This is a genomic window from Prescottella equi (genome assembly GCF_002094305.1).
Taxonomy (GTDB): Bacteria; Actinomycetota; Actinomycetes; order Mycobacteriales; family Mycobacteriaceae; genus Prescottella; species Prescottella equi.
Genome location: NZ_LWTX01000005.1, coordinates 311,589 through 327,357 on the forward strand (window position 1 = coordinate 311,589; position 15,769 = coordinate 327,357).

Below are 15,769 nucleotides of genomic sequence, written 5' to 3' on the forward strand. Positions count from 1 at the left end.
AAGATGAACGCCGTAGTCCACTTTGCTAGCTAGTGAAGGGTCTGCCCGACTCTCGGCTCACGCCGATTCGTCACCCCGCCGCACCACAACCCGACGGAGTGCCATTTGCTTGTCATATTGATCGCCCACGCGATAGCCGCCGTTCTGGCTCCGCTCGCCGTGCGATCAATAGGGCGCAACGCGTTCTTCCCGCTCGCACTGGTACCACTCGCGAGCCTCGGCTGGGTGATCGCGAACTGGGGCACCGAACAGGAACTGAACATCCGGTGGGTGCCCGGTCTGTCGATGGACATCGACATGCGGTTCGACTCCCTCGCCGCGATCATGTCGGTGCTCGTCCTCGGCGTCGGCGCGCTGATCCTCGTGTACTGCGCGCGCTACTTCAAGGACGACGAACCCCGCCTCGGCATCTTCGCCGCCGAGATGGTCGCCTTCGCGGGCGCCATGTTCGGCCTCGTGACCAGCGACAACATGCTGATCCTCTACACGTTCTGGGAATTGACGACGGTCCTGTCGTTCCTGCTGGTCGGCCACTACGCCGAGCGCGCCACCAGCCGCCGCGCCGCCACCCAGGCGCTCCTGGTGACCACCGCCGGTGGCCTCGCGATGCTCGTCGGCATCATCATGCTCGGCCAGCTGGTGGGCAGCTACAACCTGTCCGACGTCGTCGCGAACCCCGCGAGCGGCTGGCTCGCGAGCGTCGCGATCGTGTTGGTGCTCATCGGTGCGCTGTCGAAGTCGGCGATCGTGCCGCTGCACTTCTGGCTGCCCGGTGCGATGGCCGCACCCACCCCCGTCAGCGGCTACCTGCACGCCGCGGCGATGGTGAAGGCCGGCATCTACCTGGTCGCGCGGCTGGCCCCGGGCTACGCCGACTCGCCGCCGTGGCGGGTCACCATCATCGTGCTCGGCCTGGCGTCGATGCTGCTCGCCGGCTGGCGCGCGCTCCGCTCGTTCGACCTCAAACTCGTTCTCGCTTTCGGCACCGTCAGCCAGCTCGGCTTCCTCATGGTGCTCGTGGGCGTCGGCTCCCGCGACGCGGCTCTGGCCGGTATGACGATGGTCGTCGCGCACGCGATGTTCAAAGCCGCGCTGTTCATGGTGGTCGGCATCATCGACCACACCACCGGCACCCGCGACATCCGCAAGCTCGCCCGTCTCGGGCCGAGCGCCCCGTGGCTGGCGGTCATCGCAGCACTTGCGGCCGCGTCGATGGCGGGCCTGCCGCCGTTCCTCGGGTTCGTCGGCAAGGAGGCCGCGCTCGAGTCGATCCTGCAGGCCGACATGCTCGAGCCGTGGGCCCGCACCTCGATCGTGGTGGCGATGGCGCTGGGCTCGATCCTCACGGTCGCCTACAGCATCCGGTTCGTGTGGGGCGCGTTCGGCCGCAAGCGGCTGCGCAACCCCAGCCCGCCGGTGGCGAACATGCACGCCCCGGGTGCGCTGTTCCTCGCTCCGCCTGCCCTGCTCGCCGTGGCGGGTCTGGTAGCCGGACCGCTGTCGCCGCAGCTCGAGAAGCTGCTCACGCCCTACTCGACGACGCTGCCCGCGGGTCCGCACGCCGACTACCACCTGGCCCTGTGGCACGGCGTCAACACCCCGCTGCTGCTCACCGTCGCGATCGTCGTCGTCGGCACCGTGTTGTTCGTCGCGCACCGATGGGCCGTCCAGCGACTGCGTTTCCAGCACCCGCCGCTCGGCAACGCCGACCGGGTGTACGACGCGACGCTGCGTGGCATGGACACCCTGTCGATGCGACTCACCGGTTTCACGCAGCGCGGTTCGCTGCCGCTGACGCAATCGACGATCCTGGCGACGCTGGTGCTGCTGCCGATCGTCCTGCTCGCGCTGCGCACCGACGTGTGGGCGCAGATCCGGCTCTGGGAGTCGCCGTTGCAGCTCACCGTCGGGCTGATGATGATGGCTGCCGCCTTGGCCGCGACGGTGCTGCGCAATCGTCTGGCCGCGGTGATCCTCGTCGGGCTCAGCGGCTACGGCTGCGGTGTCATCTTCGCGCTCCACGGCGCGCCGGATCTGGCGCTCACCCAGTTCCTCGTCGAGACCCTGACGTTGGTGATCTTCGTGCTGGTGCTGCGCAAGCTGCCCGCCGAGATCGACGAGCGCCAGGCCATCGGCTTCAAACTGCCGCGGGCCCTGCTCGCGATCGGTGTGGGCGTCGCCGTCACGACGATCGCCGCGTACGCGATGAACGCCCGCAACTCGGTACCGATCCATCTCCAACTGCCCGAGGCGGCCTACACGCTCGGCAACGGCCGCAATGTGGTGAACGTGCTGCTCGTCGACATCCGCGCGTGGGACACCCTCGGCGAGATCTCGGTGCTGCTGGTCGCCGCGACCGGTGTCGCGAGCCTGGTGTTCCGGCACCGCCGGTTCGGGACGGCGCCGCGCGTGTCCGACGCCCCCGCCGGAATCCTCGAGGCGGCGTCGAACACCGAAACGACGTGGCTGCGCGGCGGCGACCTGATCGACCCCCGGCACCGCTCGCTGGTGCTCGAGGTGACCACCCGCCTGATCTTCCCGACGATGATGGTGCTGTCGGTCTACTTCTTCTTCTCCGGGCACAACGCGCCCGGCGGCGGCTTCGCGGGCGGTCTCACCGCCGGCCTGGCGCTGGTGCTGCGCTACCTCGCCGGTGGCCGCTACGAACTCGGTGAGGCCGTGCCCATCGACGCCGGCAAGATCCTCGGCCTCGGTCTCGCACTCGCCGCCGGCACGGCGCTGACGTCGCTGTTCCTCGGGGCGCCGCCGCTGTCGTCGGCGGTGTTCGAGGTGACGCTGCCGCTGCTCGGCCACATCAAACTCGTCACCGCACTGTTCTTCGACCTGGGGGTGTACCTGATCGTGGTGGGCCTCGTGCTCGACGTGCTCCGCAGTCTCGGAGCCCGACTCGACGCACAGGAGGAGGTGAACGCCCGATGAATGCCGATCTCGCGACGCTGGTCCTCATCGGTGTCCTCACCGCGTCCGGCGTGTACCTGCTCATCGAGCGCAGCATCACGCGCATGCTGCTGGGCCTGCTGCTCGTGGGCAACGCCGTCAACCTGCTGATCCTCACCGTCGGCGGACGCTCCGGCAACCCTCCGATCGTGGGCCGCGAGTCGGTGCACGAGGAGATGGCCGACCCGCTGGCACAGGCGATGATCCTGACCGCGATCGTCATCACGATGGGTATCGCGGCGTTCGTGCTGGCCCTCGCCTACCGATCGTTCAAGATCAACACGGCGGACCGCGTCGAGGACGACCCCGAGGACACCAAGGTCTCCAAGCGGCGTACCCCGGCGGAGGCGCCGGACCGCGACCGCTCCGACGACCCGCTCACCGGTGCCCCGTCCAAGGGCGGTGACGCCTTCGACGCCGAGGGCAATCCCATTCCCGTGGAACTGCTCGAGGATCCCGAGGGTTACGAATCCTACGAGGAGCTGCGCGACGGGGACGACGAACTGGAAGCCGAATCACCGGGAGGTAAGCGATGACGCTCTCCCCCGAACTCATCGGCACGCTGGCCCCGCTGCCGGTCCTGATCCCCATGATCGCGGCCGCGGTCACGCTGATCCTCGGTCGGCGCCCCACCGCGCAGCGCTGGATCACCCTGGCCGCCCTCGTCGGCGTCACCGCGGTCTCCGGGATGCTGCTGTACCTCGCCGACCGCCACGGCACCACCGCGATCCAGGTGGGCGGCTGGGACACCCCGATCGGCATCACCCTCGTCGTCGACCGGCTGTCCGCACTGATGCTGCTGGTGTCGTCGGTCGTGCTGCTCGCCGTCATGATCTATTCGATCGGCCAGGGCATCCGCGACGGCCACGAACACCAGCCGGTGTCGATCTTCCTGCCGACGTATCTGGCGCTGACGGCGGGCGTGTGCAACGCGTTCCTCGCGGGCGACCTGTTCAACCTGTACGTCGGGTTCGAGGTGCTGCTCGCCGCGAGCTTCGTGCTGCTCACCCTGGGGGCGAGCGCCGACCGCGTCCGGGCCGGCGTCTCGTACGTCATGGTGTCGATGGTGTCGTCGCTGATCTTCCTGTGCGGCATCGCGTTCGCCTACGCCGCGACCGGCACCCTCAACCTCGCGCAGATGGCGCTGCGGTTCGACGACATCCCGGTCGGCACCCGCATGGCGATCTTCGGCGTGCTGCTGGTGGCGTTCGGCATCAAGGCGGCGGTGTTCCCGCTGTCGACGTGGCTGCCCGACTCCTACCCCACCGCCCCGGCCCCGGTCACCGCCGTGTTCGCGGGCCTGCTCACCAAGGTCGGCGTGTACGCGATCATCCGCGCCCACACGCTGCTGTTCCCGCAGGGCGAGCTCGACAACGTGCTGATGGTGTGCGGCCTGCTCACGATGATCGTCGGCATCCTCGGTGCGATCGCGCAGACCGACATCAAACGTCTGCTGTCGTTCACCCTGGTCAGCCACATCGGCTACATGATCTTCGGTGTCGCGTTGTCGACACAGTCCGGTCTGTCCGGTGCCGTCTACTACGTGGCGCACCACATCGTCGTGCAGACGACGCTGTTCCTGGTGGTGGGCCTCATCGAGCGGCAGGCCGGGTCGTCGTCGCTGCGCCGCCTCGGTGGCCTCGCCGCGGCCAGCCCGGTGCTCGCGATCGTGTTCCTCGTCCCGGCACTCAACCTCGGCGGCATTCCGCCGTTCTCCGGGTTCATCGGCAAGATCGCGCTGCTCCAGGCCGGTGTCGCGCACCCCAGCGTGCTGTCGTGGCTGCTCGTCGCCGGCGGCACCGTCACCAGCCTGCTGACGCTGTACGTCGTGGCCCGCGTGTGGACCAAGGCGTTCTGGCGGGCCCGCGCCGACGCCCCGGAAGGCGACCTCGCCGACGTCAGCCCGTCTGCGCTCATCGACGAGTCCGAGGAGGACATCGCGTTCGTCGACCGCGAGGACGTCGGCAAGATGCCGGTGTTCATGCTGCTGCCGACGATCGGACTGGTGGGCGTCGGCCTCGCGCTCACGATCTTCGCCGGTCCCATGATCGGGATCAGTGACCGTGCGGCGCAGGACCTGCAGAATCGAGATGTCTACATCACGGCCGTCCTCGGCGAGGGAGGTGCCCGATGACCCGCGAACGCGTACTCCGCGTCGGCATCCTCGCGTGGCTGACGGTGGTGTGGATCCTGCTGTGGGGCACGTTCAGCATCGCGAACCTGCTCGGCGGCGCCGTCGTCGGCCTGCTGATCATGTGGCTGCTGCCGCTGCCGCGGGTGCCCGTCGAGGGCCGCGTGCACCTGTTCTCGATGGTCAAGTTGGTGGGCACGATCATCTTCTACGCCGCGCAGTCGAGTGCGCAGGTGGCGTGGCTGGCCGTGCGGCCCGGTCCGCCGCCGGTCACCGGGGTCCTGCGCTGCAAGCTGGGCATCAAGTCGGACCTGGTGCTGACACTGTGCGTCGACGTCCTCAATCTCATCCCCGGCACGATGGTGCTCGAGGTGGATCAGGCGCGGCGCGCGGTGTACGTGCACGTCCTCGACGTCGGGACCACCAAGGCCGTCGACCAGTTCTACCGGACCACACGGCAGCTCGAACGGCTGTTCATCGCGGCGTTCGAACGCGACTCGGAGTGGCAGCCGGCGCCGTGGCATCTGCGCGACTACGAGTACCACGAAGAGGGCAGGGAGGACCGAGCATGACGGCCGTGATGATCGTCGCCGGAGTGATGCTGGTGGTGGCGGCGCTGCTCACCACCTACCGATTGTTGGCCGGACCGGGCAGCCTCGACCGTCTGGTCGCGATGGACACCCTCATCGCGACGGCGATCTGCGGTCTGGCGGTGTGGGCGGCGTACAGCGGCGACACCACGATCGTGCCCGCCATCGTCGCGCTCGCCCTGGTCGGCTTCGTCGGCTCGGTGAGCGTGGCCCGATTCCGGGTGAGTGACGACTCGTGAACACCTTCCTCGACATCCTTGCCGCGATCTGCATTCTGATCGGATCGTTCCTCGCGCTCACCGCCGCTATCGGCATCGTCCGCTTCCCCGACACCCTGTCCCGCATGCACGCGGCCACCAAGCCGCAGGTCGTCGGCCTGGTGTTGGTGCTGGTGGGCGCGGTGATCCGACTGCACGGCAACGTCGACATCTGGATGCTCGTGCTCATCGGGCTCTTCACGTTGCTGACGGCGCCGGTGATCGCGCACAGCGTCGGCCGCGTCGCCTACCGCGAGCAGCGCGGGCGCGACGGGCTGCTGATGAATCACAACGACGATCCGGGCACCTTCCGCTGATCCCGCGTTCACCTACCCCGCGTTTTGCGCACTTGTCGCGCTGAGGCCGTCCTCACCCCGCGTTTTGCGCACTTAGCGCGCGGTCGGAGCGTCCTGCGGGAGCGATAAGTGCGCAAAACGCGAGGAGGCGGCGGCGCGGTAGAAGGTGCGCCAGTAGCCGAAGGCGAACAACGCCGGGACGCCGAGGAGCAGCGGCGCTGAGACGATCGGATACTCCGCGATCTCCAGGGCGAGGAACCGATAGCTCACCAGCAACGCGCCCAGCAGCACTGCGCCACCGGCGACGAGACGCACCCGGAACCAGCCCCAGCCGCGTTCGGGGGCGCGCAGCGCGGACTCGAGCGTCAGCGTCAGGACTACGCCGGCGATGAGGTCGACGCCGTAGTGGTAGCCGAAGCCCAAGGTCGCGCTGAGCGTGCAGACCAGCCAGAACGTGCCGCCCCAGCGCAGCCAGCGCGGCCCTTGCCGCGAGTGCAGGAACAGCGCGAGCGCCCACGCCGTGTGCAGGCTGGGCATGCAGTTGCGGGGGGTGGCGTCGTCGAACGGCATGGGCGACGGCGTCAGGTCGAACGGGACCACCGACGGCCAGAAGTCGCCCACCTGGAAGCCGTTGCCGTCGGCACCGAACGCGAAGATCGGGCCCACCACCGGGAACAGGATGTAGAACACCGGCCCGATCAGCCCGATCAGCAGGAACGTGCGGACCAGGTGGTGCGACGGCCAGCCCTTGCGCAGCTGGTACAGCGCCACGACGATCGCGGCCACGGGCAGCTCGATGTACACCCAGTGCAGCACGGCGTAGCCGACCGAACCGGTGGCGTCGACGATGTTGCCCATCACCCACGACGGGTTGCCGAGCGCGTGGTCGGCGAGCTGGACGTACTGGTCGAGAACCTCAGGACCGGCGAGAACGGTGATGTGCAGCCATACGTCCCCGAACTTGGTGGCGACGATCAGCAGCGCGCCGAGACCGACGCCCATGAGCGCGTTGCGGCGCTGCTCACCGGACCATTTCCAGCCGGCCCAGACGCCGATGGCGGTCAGCACGATCACCGCGCCGTTGCCGACGGTGAGCGATCCCCCCGCGAGGTAGCGGATCCCGGCGACGGCGACGTCGATGACTAGCGCGCTCGACAGCGCCAGCACCCGTTGCCGGTTGGTGAGCCCCACCATCGCGAGGGCGAGCCCGGCCCACGGCACGGACGCCGACTTGGGGGTGCCGACGAAATCGTTGAGGAGGCTCGTCAGAGGTCCTTCGAACCCGCGCGACGACGCGAACACCTGCAGAGCGATCAGGATCGCGATACCGGCCGCGACGACGCCGCCGATCAGATAATTGCGGGTCCGGTCGGAGAGCCGCACCGGCTCCGTCCGCGCACCACCGTCCACCAACACGCCGTTCATAGTAAACGGCGGGTGAATTCGCGCTTACGTGTCCAGTTCGTCGACGAGCGAGCCGACGACGGCGCGCAGGTCGCCACCGGTCGCGGCGGCCACCTTGCGCTGACGCTGGTACGACGCTCCCCGCCTCGGGATGTCGGCGACGCGGGCGAGTTCGTCGGCGCAGCCGAGCCGGACGGCGGTGGGGGTGAGCTTCTCGAGAAGGTCGTCGAGGTCGTCGGTGACGAGCCGCTCGCGGTTGTCGGCACCCAGGATCACCTCGGCGTCGATGCCGTAGCGGGCGGCGCGCCACTTGTTCTCCTGCACGTGCCACGGCGGCATCGACGGCAGCGTCTCGCCCGCCTCCAGACGCTCGTCGAGGTGCACGACGAGGCAGTGGATGAGGGCGACCAGCGCGGACAGTTCGGTGCGGGACGAGATCCCGTCGCACACTCGCACCTCGATGGTGCCCCACCGCGGCGCCGGCCGGATGTCCCAGTGCAGTCCGCCGAGGTTCTCGATGACGCCGGTGGTGAGCTGGTCGTCGACGTATCCCTCGAACTGCGTCCAGTTCTCGAACTGGAACGGCAGTCCCGCGGTGGGCAACTGCTGGAACATCAGTGCCCGGTTGCTGGCGTAACCGGTGTCGACGCCCGTCCACATCGGCGACGACGCCGAAAGCGCAAGCAGGTGAGGGTATTTCAGCAGAAGTGCGTTCAGGATCGGGAACACCTTCTCCTTCGAGGAGATCCCGACGTGCACGTGCACACCCCAGATCAACATCTGCCGCCCCCACCATTGGGTGCGCTCGATCAGCTCGTCGTAGTGCGGCGTCCGGGTGATCAACTGGGTGGACCACTGGGCGAACGGATGAGTGCCGGCGCACATCAGGTCGACCCCCAGCGGGTCGGCGGCCCGGCGCACCAGCGACATGGTCTCCGACAGGTCGTCCATCGCCTCGCCGACGTTGTCGCAGATGCCGGTCACGAGCTCGACGGTGTTGCAGCAACTCCTTGGTGACCCGCGGCTCGTCGGCCAGACCACCGACGGCGTCGAACACCTCGGCGGCTGTGTTGGACAGATCACGAGTGGTCCGGTCGACCAGCGCGATCTCCCATTCCACACCGATGGTCGGACGCGGCGAACCTGCGAAGGGGACTCCCACAGAAACGATCCAACCACAGCGTCCTGGAGCCCGCACGGCTCCGCAAAGGCGCTGGCAGACGCGAAACGGCGGGGCCGCGAGGGCCCCGCCGTTTCGGTGATCTGTGGTGTGGCGTCAGCCGCCGATGACACCGCAGGCGACGCGTCCGCCCGCGTCACCGGTGGACAGCGTCTGCTGGTCCGGCACGGCCGCATTGTCGGGCAGCGCGTAGCGGGTGGGGATGTTGCCGAAGTTGTCGGCGTCCGCGTGGATCATCAGCGCGGTGCCCTTGCCACCGTTCTTCAGGTCCTCGAGGGTGAAGGCGTCGGTGGTGGTGACCAGGTAGCCCTTGCCGTCCTCGCGGACCTCGAGCGATGTGAGATCGCCGCTGGCCGGATGGCCGGTGTGGCCCTCGACCTGGAAGTGGCCGCCGGCGGAGAGGAAGTTGCCCGGCTCGCCGCCGGTGGGGGCGACGGAGTTGGGCTCACACTTGCCGACCGAGTGCACATGCAGGCCGTGGAAGCCGGGCGTCAGGCCCTGGGCGTCGACGGTGACCTGGACGAAGCCACCGTTCTCGGCGAGGGTCGCGGTGCCGACCTGGGAGCCCTTGGCATCCTTGAGCGTCACCGAGACATTGTCGGCGGAGCCGGTGGTGGTGGCGTGCTCGGAGCCGCTCTCACCGTGCTCGCCTGCGGGAGCGGGGGCACCGGTCCACACCGGCGGGGTGGTGCCGGGAACGTCGGTGGGCTCCTCGTTGTTCGAGCACGCGGTCAAGCCCAGCGCGGCGATCGCGACCAACGGGGTCACGACACGCCAGGACTTGCTACGGGAGAATTGCGAGGCCATCGAACCGCTCCTTCGAGGTGGTTGAAATCTGCGGATGATCATAACCAGCGGGTGGTACCGGACTACCCGGAGGTGACGATCACGATCACGCCGGGCGACGCGCTCTCGATTCCGGCAAAACGGGGTTCGGCCTTGACGCCGAGCTCGGCGGCGATGGCCTGGGCGGCAGCCTTCTCCGAGGCACTGCTGCCGTAGTAGACGGTGGTGGTCTGGATCTGCCCGTAGCTGTAGTTGCCGGTCTCGGAGACGTTCCAACCGCCGGACGTCAGCTCGTTCGCGGTCTGTGCGGCCAGGCCCGAGACGGTGCTGTTGTTGAACACCCGCACCGGCACGGACTTGTCGACCCGCGCGGACGTGGTGGCCGAGGCAACGGTGGTCGACGTCGCGGTGCTGGTCGTGGTGGTCGGCTCGGCCGCGGTCGTGGTGGGGGCCGCCGTCGTGGTGCGCGCCGCGGCCGGTGCCGCGGCGGGGGCGGACGTGGTGGTGGTCGGCGAGGCCTCGGTGGCCGTCTCGTCGGAATCGGAGCCACCCAGGGAGGCCGCGCCGAGGCCGGCGAACAGGATCGCGAGGGCGATCAGCACCATCGCGATCGCGCGCAGCGGGGGGCCTGACGACTCTGGATTCGGGGTGGTCACTGTTCCGACCTTAATCGGCCCGTCGGACGCTTCCCGTAACGAGGTGACGACGGCCGCGAGTTGGCGACTACTGGGAGAGGGCTACGTGCTGAGATCGAAGCCCAGGCGACGGGCCGCGCGGGCCTTCTGACGGCTGGCGCGCAGGCGCCGCAGGCGCTTGACCAGCATCGGGTCGGCGGCCAGCGCCTCGGGGCGATCGACGAGCGCGTTGAGGACCTGGTAGTAGCGGGTGGCCGACATCGCGAAGAGTTCCTTGATGGCCTCTTCCTTGGCCCCCGCGTACTTCCACCACTGCCGCTCGAAGGACAGGATGTCGTGCTCGCGGCGAGTCAGACCGTCCTCGCCCACTTCGTTCCCCGACGTGCTGTCGGGCCGCTCAGATTGGTTCCGCGCTGCTGCGCCGTCCATCTCACTCCTCGACTGCTCGATGACTTCCGGTCCGCCCGACGTCAGCGCGACCTCCGCGCCCCGTTGGACCCGGCAGGATCAGGCCGAGCGGTGTGCCCGGACACTGAGACATCGCTCGGGACCGGTCACGAATTACATCTGTGTTCTTCCTGGTCAATTGAACCACGGTGGCGGCGCGGGTGACGGGCTTCCAGGGGGACGCGCCGCGAATATCACGCGCACTATCCTTGGTGACCATGGCAATTCTTCCGATCCGCATCGTCGGCGATCCCGTCCTGCACGAGCCGACCAAGCCCGTGACCGAGTCGCCCGCCGAACTCGCCGATCTGATCCGCGACATGTACGAGACGATGGACGCCGCGAACGGTGTGGGTCTGGCCGCGAACCAGGTGGGCGTCGCCAAGCGCCTGTTCGTGTACGACTGCCCCGACTACGCCGCCGGAAAGGACGCGTCCGGCAAGCCCGTGATGCGCCGCGGCTGCGTGGTCAACCCGGTGCTCGAGACGTCGGAGATTCCGGAGACCATGCCGGACGAGGACGACGACGTCGAGGGCTGCCTGTCGGTTCCCGGTGAGCAGTTCCCCACCGGCCGTGCCGACTGGGCCAAGGTCACCGGCACCGACGAGCACGGCAACCCGGTCGAGATCGAGGGCCACGGTTTCTTCGCGCGGATGCTGCAGCACGAGACCGGTCACCTGGACGGCTTCCTGTACGTGGACGTGCTGATCGGCCGCAACAAGCGCGCGGCGAAGAAGACGATCAAGCGTGAGGGTTGGGGCGTGCCGGGCCTGAGCTGGACGCCGGGCACGGTCGACGACCCGTTCGGTCACGACGAGGACTCCGAGGAAGACTGAGTCGAGGACCCGTGACGAGTCGCGAGCCGGGCCCGCCGGTGATCGGCGGCCGGGTGGTGGTGCGGTATCGCCTGCCACCCGGGGGCTCGCATCCGCTCACCGACGTGATCGGCACACTCGAGCAGCTCGAGCCGACGGTGGTGATTCGCACCGCCGACGACCGCGTGGTGGAGATCGAGCGCGCCGACATCGTGAGACTCAAGGCGCTGGGCCCCAAGCCGGTGCGCCGGTCCGACGGCCGGGTTCGGTGACTGTCGGGATAGCTGACTACCCTCTCCGGTGTGCGTATCGCGACGTGGAATGTGAACTCGGTCCGTGCCCGAACCGACCGGATCGTGGACTGGCTGGCCCGCACCGACACCGATGTGTTGGCGATGCAGGAAACCAAGTGCAAGGACGAGCAGTTCCCGTACGAGCGGTTCACCGAGGCCGGCTACGAGGTGGCACACGTCGGATTGAGCCAGTGGAACGGCGTGGCGATCGCGTCGCGCATCGGGCTCGAGGACGTGCAGGTCGGGTTCGCGGATCAGCCCGGGTTCAACAAGGATCCGGAGGCGGAGGCCACGCGGGAGGCCCGCGCGATCGGTGCGACGGTGGGCGGGGTGCGGGTGTGGAGCCTGTACGTGCCCAACGGCCGTGAGCTGACGGATCCGCACTACGTCTACAAGCTGGAGTGGCTCGCGAAGCTGCGTGCGGACGCGGAGGGCTGGCTGGCCGGCAACCCGGACGCGCAGATCGCGCTGGTGGGCGACTGGAACGTCGCGCCCACCGACGAGGACGTGTGGGATCCGGCGTTCTTCGAGGGCAAGACCCACACGTCGCAGCCGGAGCGGGAAGCGTTCGATGCGTTCGCCGAGGCCGGTTTCGCCGATGTGGTGCGCCCGCACGCGCCCGGCCCCGGCGTCTACACCTACTGGGACTACACACAGCTGCGGTTCGCCAAGCGGCAGGGCATGCGCATCGACTACGTGCTGGGCTCCCCCGCGTTCGCGGCGCGGGTCACCGGCGCGCACATCGACCGGGACGAGCGCAAGGGCAAGGGCGCGAGCGATCACGCGCCGGTCGTGGTGGATCTGGCCTGATCAGGCTGCTCGTCGAGCAGGTCCAGGTACTCGGTGTGGGTGCCGAGGAACCGCGTGACGTAGGTGCAGACCGGGCGGATCCGGGCGCCCTCGCTGCGGGCGCGGTCGAGCACGGCCCGCACCAGTACCGCCGCCCAGCCGCGGCCGCTCCGGTCCTCGCGGACGACGGTGTGCAGCAGGGTGAGCACGTCACCGGACGGCCCGGCGCTGTCGCGGCGGTAGCCGAGGATGCCGACGAGGTCGTCGCGCACCCACAGTTCGTAGCGCTCGTGTGGCGGGCTGTCGACGATACGGACGGCGTCGGCGACGGCGCCCGCTGTCCGTGGGGATTCGCTGTTCACGTTCCCCATGAAACCGGCCGAACCGCCGGCACCGGGTCCGTTTCGGGACGGGTGGGGCGGTTCGATGCCGATCCTTGACCGCGGCGTGGCCGCGCGTCGATCAGTTCAGCGAGATCGCGTCGGACGCCTCGGGTGGCGCCATCAGATCCAGGTACTCCGGGTTGGCCTCCACGAACCGCTGCACATACGTGCACACTGGGCGCACGCGCCAGCCGTAGTCCCGGGCCCGGTCCAGGGAGCGCCGCACCATGACGGCGGCGAGCCCGCGGTGACCGAAGTCCTCGACGACGACGGTGTGCATGAACGAGACGACCGGAGTGGGTTTCCGCGCGCCGCGACGACGGGCCGGTGAGGTGTCGTAGTAGCCGACGATTCCCACCAGGTCTCCGTTGAGCCGCAACTCGAAGCGGTTCTGGTCGGTATTGTCGGTCACGTCGGCACTGGGCGAATCGGCGAACACGACACCTCCTCGGGACGCTTTCGATGCAACAATGTGATCCACGCCACTATTAGTACAGGCGTTCGGGGCAACCTGTCAGGCATTTGACCGAATCCGTTCGACGCGAATTCCGGGCCCCTTCAGATCGCATACACAAGCAGCGGAGACGCATCCCGGACGCAGCGCGGAATTCAATACCACCCGACCGGTTCTTCTTACTGTCGACACAATCTATTCACCCGGCCATCCGTTACAGATTGGCAAACACACAAGAGCCACCCGGCCGATCCCCTGCACCACCGAACAGCCGCTTCTCGAAAAGCCTTCAGCTGAATACTTTTCGATCCGATCCGTCGACCGTCCCGGTACCCACCCACGTGGATACCGGGACGGTCTAGGTCAGATCGACGTCACGGCGTGACGTCGATTCCCGGCGAGAAGGTCAGCTTGCCCGTCAGGGTAGCCGTACCGGGACCTGCCGGCGGGCATACACCGCCACCGGTGGAGTTGAAATTGACCGTCCCGGAGTTCGAGGCGGTCACCGACGGCTTCGCGTACGGCAGCGGCCCGATGGTGCTCGCCCCCACCGTGATCGAGCAACCACTCGACGGCACCGTGACCACCGCGCCACCGGCGGGGATGATCAGTGAACCCTGGGGTGATGCACCATCGTTGTCGACCTTCAGCTTCCAGGTCCCGCTGGCAGCGACCGTCGCAGGCTGCCCGTTGAGCGTGCAACTCGACAGACTCACGCTGCTGATGTTGATGTCGATCCCGCCAGTGGACGGGTTGACGTTGCCGGGTGCAGCCGGGGTCGTCCCGGTGCCGGACACATTCGTACAGCGCATGGTGTACCCGGGGGTGGTGGTGATGATCCGAAGATCGCTGCTCGTCGCGGTGACCGGCGTGCTCGCGGGAGTGATCGTTGTCGACGCGTACGACAGCCCCGCAGCCGTCAACGTCGCGGCCGCGGCGACGGCCAGAACTGCGCTACCCCGATTGAGAATCTTCGTTGCCATTCGTTTCTCCTTCATGTGAGGTGTAGCCCCGTTCGGATGAACGGTCGATTGAACAGGCTTCGATGAATCGATTCGATTGCGGCGCTACAGCAGCTCCCATCCCGCGGCGTTGTAGACAGAGCTGGTTGTGGACAGGGAATTGCCCGAACCACCCGACGGCAGGCCGGCCCGTTGATTGACGGCCCAGTTCAGCGAGCCGAAGAGACCGCATCCGGTGGCTCCGGGCACCGCAAAGTTGGTGGCCTTGTGTGTTGCCTGGGGCCAGACCCCGCCCGGAACGCCAGGAACCGTGTCCGAAATCCATTGCGCAGCACCAGCATCTTGGAGTGCCAGCGAAAGCCGTATCGGATTCGAAGTAGAACCGATATAGCAGTTGTTCCCCAGCAACGAGTTGGAGAGCTTCAACCGAACCGGAAGTTGCACACCGAGGTTGTAGGGATCGACCACAGGCAGCTCCACAGCCTCCACGGTCGCCTGGATGGCAGTCGGGCCGAAGTCCTCGGCCGAACTGGTCCCGAGTGCGCCGCCGGGGACGCTGAGCGACTTCGAATACACACCGAACTTGCCATCATTGGCAGCGGGAACGAAGACCTGGTCCTGCGCGACACCGCCGGCAATCATCAGACTTCCGTCCGGAATCTGGACGTTGAGGCTGCCGACTCGCATCGTGCCATCCCGAATCACGACCGTCATACAGGTACCCACACCGGTATCGGGGTCGTAAACCTTGTCCAGCTGGCAGGTGTCCCAATTCTTGAAATCGTACTTCGCCCCCGATACCGGGGCAGCCGCGTTCGCCACACCACCCCCTACCAGAGCCAAAGCTGTTGCCGCACCCAGGATCACGGAGCGGGTCATGAGTTTTCTCACGTAGAACCCCCATTCGGGTACACACCCGTCCAGATTCGATTCGAGCAGGACTCGGCATCGCCGATCGAGTGTATTTCTCACGGAAGAGCATCGGCTCGATATGCACTGCACCTCGAGCACGATGCATGACGTTGGGGTGAGTCGGGTGCGCTGCTGGCGTAAGTCCGGGACGAGCGGGGTTGTGCCCGTTCCTGATCTCCCCCGAGATTCCCCATCCTGAGCCGGACCTGATGTCGGCCCGACTGCGTGCGCGTAACAGATCGTCACACACACGACGCCTTCGCGTGACAGTTTCGACAATTCCCCCGGCCGCCGCCAAGCAGGCCCCCAGCTGGACGGGCGTTCAATAAATGTTGCACCCCTTGCCATTTCCGAGATCCACGCAGGTCAACAGTACGAGATACCGGTCGGCCGATATTCGCCTGGGCGCACGACTTCCAGCAAGGGGCCAGCCCTGGCCGTAACGACACCCGACTTTTCGGGTCGCCTTTTCGGTCA

At 67.7% G+C, this 15,769-nt stretch carries 17 protein-coding genes and 1 pseudogene; 9 read left to right on the forward strand and 9 right to left on the reverse strand.

The genetic code is table 11. The features are described from left to right. The first annotated feature begins 105 nt into the window (after positions 1-105). Genes A6I89_RS15355 through mnhG form a run of 6 tightly spaced genes read left to right on the forward strand, consistent with a single transcriptional unit; the run spans position 106 to position 6,253 of the window. A complete protein-coding gene (locus A6I89_RS15355; RefSeq protein ID WP_041674425.1) occupies positions 106-2,940 on the forward strand; it encodes a Na+/H+ antiporter subunit A in 2,835 nt (944 codons plus the stop codon). Further along, positions 2,937-3,494 (forward strand): Na(+)/H(+) antiporter subunit C, encoded by a 558-nt coding sequence (locus tag A6I89_RS15360; protein ID WP_005517927.1) that lies wholly within the window; start codon positions 2,937-2,939, stop codon positions 3,492-3,494. The genes A6I89_RS15355 and A6I89_RS15360 overlap by 4 nt, the downstream gene beginning before the upstream one ends. After that, positions 3,491-5,092 carry a Na+/H+ antiporter subunit D gene (locus tag A6I89_RS15365; protein WP_022597663.1) on the forward strand — a complete coding sequence of 534 codons (1,602 nt, stop codon included), beginning with the start codon at positions 3,491-3,493 and terminating at the stop codon, positions 5,090-5,092. Before A6I89_RS15360 ends, A6I89_RS15365 begins: the two co-directional genes overlap by 4 nt. Continuing rightward, complete coding sequence (locus tag A6I89_RS15370) at positions 5,089-5,661, forward strand: Na+/H+ antiporter subunit E (protein ID WP_005517924.1); 573 nt, start codon at positions 5,089-5,091, stop codon at positions 5,659-5,661. The genes A6I89_RS15365 and A6I89_RS15370 overlap by 4 nt, the downstream gene beginning before the upstream one ends. Further along, entirely contained in the window at positions 5,658-5,918 is a 261-nt protein-coding gene (locus A6I89_RS15375; protein ID WP_005517923.1) for a monovalent cation/H+ antiporter complex subunit F, read from the forward strand. The genes A6I89_RS15370 and A6I89_RS15375 overlap by 4 nt, the downstream gene beginning before the upstream one ends. After that, positions 5,915-6,253, forward strand: a complete 339-nt coding sequence (gene mnhG, locus A6I89_RS15380; protein WP_005517922.1) for a monovalent cation/H(+) antiporter subunit G — start codon at positions 5,915-5,917, stop codon at positions 6,251-6,253. The genes A6I89_RS15375 and mnhG overlap by 4 nt, the downstream gene beginning before the upstream one ends. Positions 6,254-6,325: 72 nt before the next feature. Here the strand turns inward: mnhG and A6I89_RS15385 are convergent, their stop codons facing one another. The 5 genes and pseudogenes from A6I89_RS15385 to A6I89_RS15405 form a co-directional block, all read right to left on the reverse strand. Then, positions 6,326-7,657 carry a phosphatase PAP2 family protein gene (locus A6I89_RS15385; RefSeq protein WP_022597665.1) on the reverse strand — a complete coding sequence of 444 codons (1,332 nt, stop codon included), beginning with the start codon at positions 7,655-7,657 and terminating at the stop codon, positions 6,326-6,328. 24 nt (positions 7,658-7,681) lie between these two features. Next, positions 7,682-8,798: pseudogene (locus A6I89_RS15390) on the reverse strand (glutamate--cysteine ligase). A gap of 114 nt (positions 8,799-8,912) precedes the next feature. Continuing rightward, positions 8,913-9,623, reverse strand: a complete 711-nt coding sequence (sodC, locus tag A6I89_RS15395) for a superoxide dismutase[Cu-Zn] (protein ID WP_005517911.1) — start codon at positions 9,621-9,623, stop codon at positions 8,913-8,915. A gap of 62 nt (positions 9,624-9,685) precedes the next feature. After that, positions 9,686-10,258, reverse strand: coding sequence for a LytR C-terminal domain-containing protein (locus A6I89_RS15400; protein ID WP_022597667.1), 573 nt, complete (start codon positions 10,256-10,258; stop codon positions 9,686-9,688). 81 nt (positions 10,259-10,339) lie between these two features. Next, entirely contained in the window at positions 10,340-10,666 is a 327-nt protein-coding gene (locus A6I89_RS15405) for a DUF3263 domain-containing protein (protein WP_005517908.1), read from the reverse strand. 236 nt (positions 10,667-10,902) lie between these two features. Between A6I89_RS15405 and A6I89_RS15410 the strand changes: the two genes are divergently transcribed. The 3 genes from A6I89_RS15410 to A6I89_RS15420 are packed head-to-tail and all read left to right on the forward strand — an operon-like array spanning position 10,903 to position 12,602. Next, entirely contained in the window at positions 10,903-11,520 is a 618-nt protein-coding gene (locus A6I89_RS15410) for a peptide deformylase (RefSeq protein ID WP_005517906.1), read from the forward strand. 11 nt (positions 11,521-11,531) lie between these two features. Continuing rightward, positions 11,532-11,771: a putative acetyltransferase gene (locus A6I89_RS15415; RefSeq protein ID WP_005517905.1), complete on the forward strand. Its 240-nt coding sequence runs from the start codon at positions 11,532-11,534 to the stop codon at positions 11,769-11,771. Positions 11,772-11,801: 30 nt separating this feature from the next. Beyond that, positions 11,802-12,602: an exodeoxyribonuclease III gene (locus tag A6I89_RS15420; protein ID WP_022597670.1), complete on the forward strand. Its 801-nt coding sequence runs from the start codon at positions 11,802-11,804 to the stop codon at positions 12,600-12,602. On the opposite strand, the gene A6I89_RS15425 is transcribed toward A6I89_RS15420, so the two are convergent. The 4 genes from A6I89_RS15425 to A6I89_RS15440 form a co-directional block, all read right to left on the reverse strand. Continuing rightward, positions 12,572-12,952 (reverse strand): GNAT family N-acetyltransferase, encoded by a 381-nt coding sequence (locus A6I89_RS15425; RefSeq protein WP_022597671.1) that lies wholly within the window; start codon positions 12,950-12,952, stop codon positions 12,572-12,574. The two genes, A6I89_RS15420 and A6I89_RS15425, sit on opposite strands and share 31 nt — an antisense overlap. Positions 12,953-13,043: 91 nt before the next feature. Beyond that, the gene (locus A6I89_RS15430; RefSeq protein WP_022597673.1) at positions 13,044-13,403 is read right to left on the reverse strand and encodes a GNAT family N-acetyltransferase; all 360 of its coding nucleotides are present in this window, start codon (positions 13,401-13,403) and stop codon (positions 13,044-13,046) included. A 389-nt stretch (positions 13,404-13,792) separates the two neighbouring features. After that, a complete protein-coding gene (locus tag A6I89_RS24655) occupies positions 13,793-14,401 on the reverse strand; it encodes a hypothetical protein (RefSeq protein ID WP_157349032.1) in 609 nt (202 codons plus the stop codon). Positions 14,402-14,485: 84 nt separating this feature from the next. Beyond that, positions 14,486-15,259, reverse strand: coding sequence for a hypothetical protein (locus A6I89_RS15440; protein WP_232244786.1), 774 nt, complete (start codon positions 15,257-15,259; stop codon positions 14,486-14,488). Positions 15,260-15,769 lie beyond the last annotated feature (510 nt).

Coding starts and splice junctions, on each gene's coding strand:
- A6I89_RS15440 (WP_232244786.1), bottom strand. CDS start 15,259: ATGACCCGCTCCGTGATCCTGGGTGCGGCAACAGCTTTGGCTCTGGTA.
- A6I89_RS15410 (WP_005517906.1), top strand. CDS start 10,903: ATGGCAATTCTTCCGATCCGCATCGTCGGCGATCCCGTCCTGCACGAG.
- A6I89_RS15405 (WP_005517908.1), bottom strand. CDS start 10,666: ATGGACGGCGCAGCAGCGCGGAACCAATCTGAGCGGCCCGACAGCACG.
- sodC (WP_005517911.1), bottom strand. CDS start 9,623: ATGGCCTCGCAATTCTCCCGTAGCAAGTCCTGGCGTGTCGTGACCCCG.
- A6I89_RS15370 (WP_005517924.1), top strand. CDS start 5,089: ATGACCCGCGAACGCGTACTCCGCGTCGGCATCCTCGCGTGGCTGACG.
- A6I89_RS15365 (WP_022597663.1), top strand. CDS start 3,491: ATGACGCTCTCCCCCGAACTCATCGGCACGCTGGCCCCGCTGCCGGTC.
- A6I89_RS15360 (WP_005517927.1), top strand. CDS start 2,937: ATGAATGCCGATCTCGCGACGCTGGTCCTCATCGGTGTCCTCACCGCG.
- A6I89_RS15385 (WP_022597665.1), bottom strand. CDS start 7,657: ATGAACGGCGTGTTGGTGGACGGTGGTGCGCGGACGGAGCCGGTGCGG.
- A6I89_RS24655 (WP_157349032.1), bottom strand. CDS start 14,401: ATGGCAACGAAGATTCTCAATCGGGGTAGCGCAGTTCTGGCCGTCGCC.
- A6I89_RS15375 (WP_005517923.1), top strand. CDS start 5,658: ATGACGGCCGTGATGATCGTCGCCGGAGTGATGCTGGTGGTGGCGGCG.
- A6I89_RS15425 (WP_022597671.1), bottom strand. CDS start 12,952: ATGGGGAACGTGAACAGCGAATCCCCACGGACAGCGGGCGCCGTCGCC.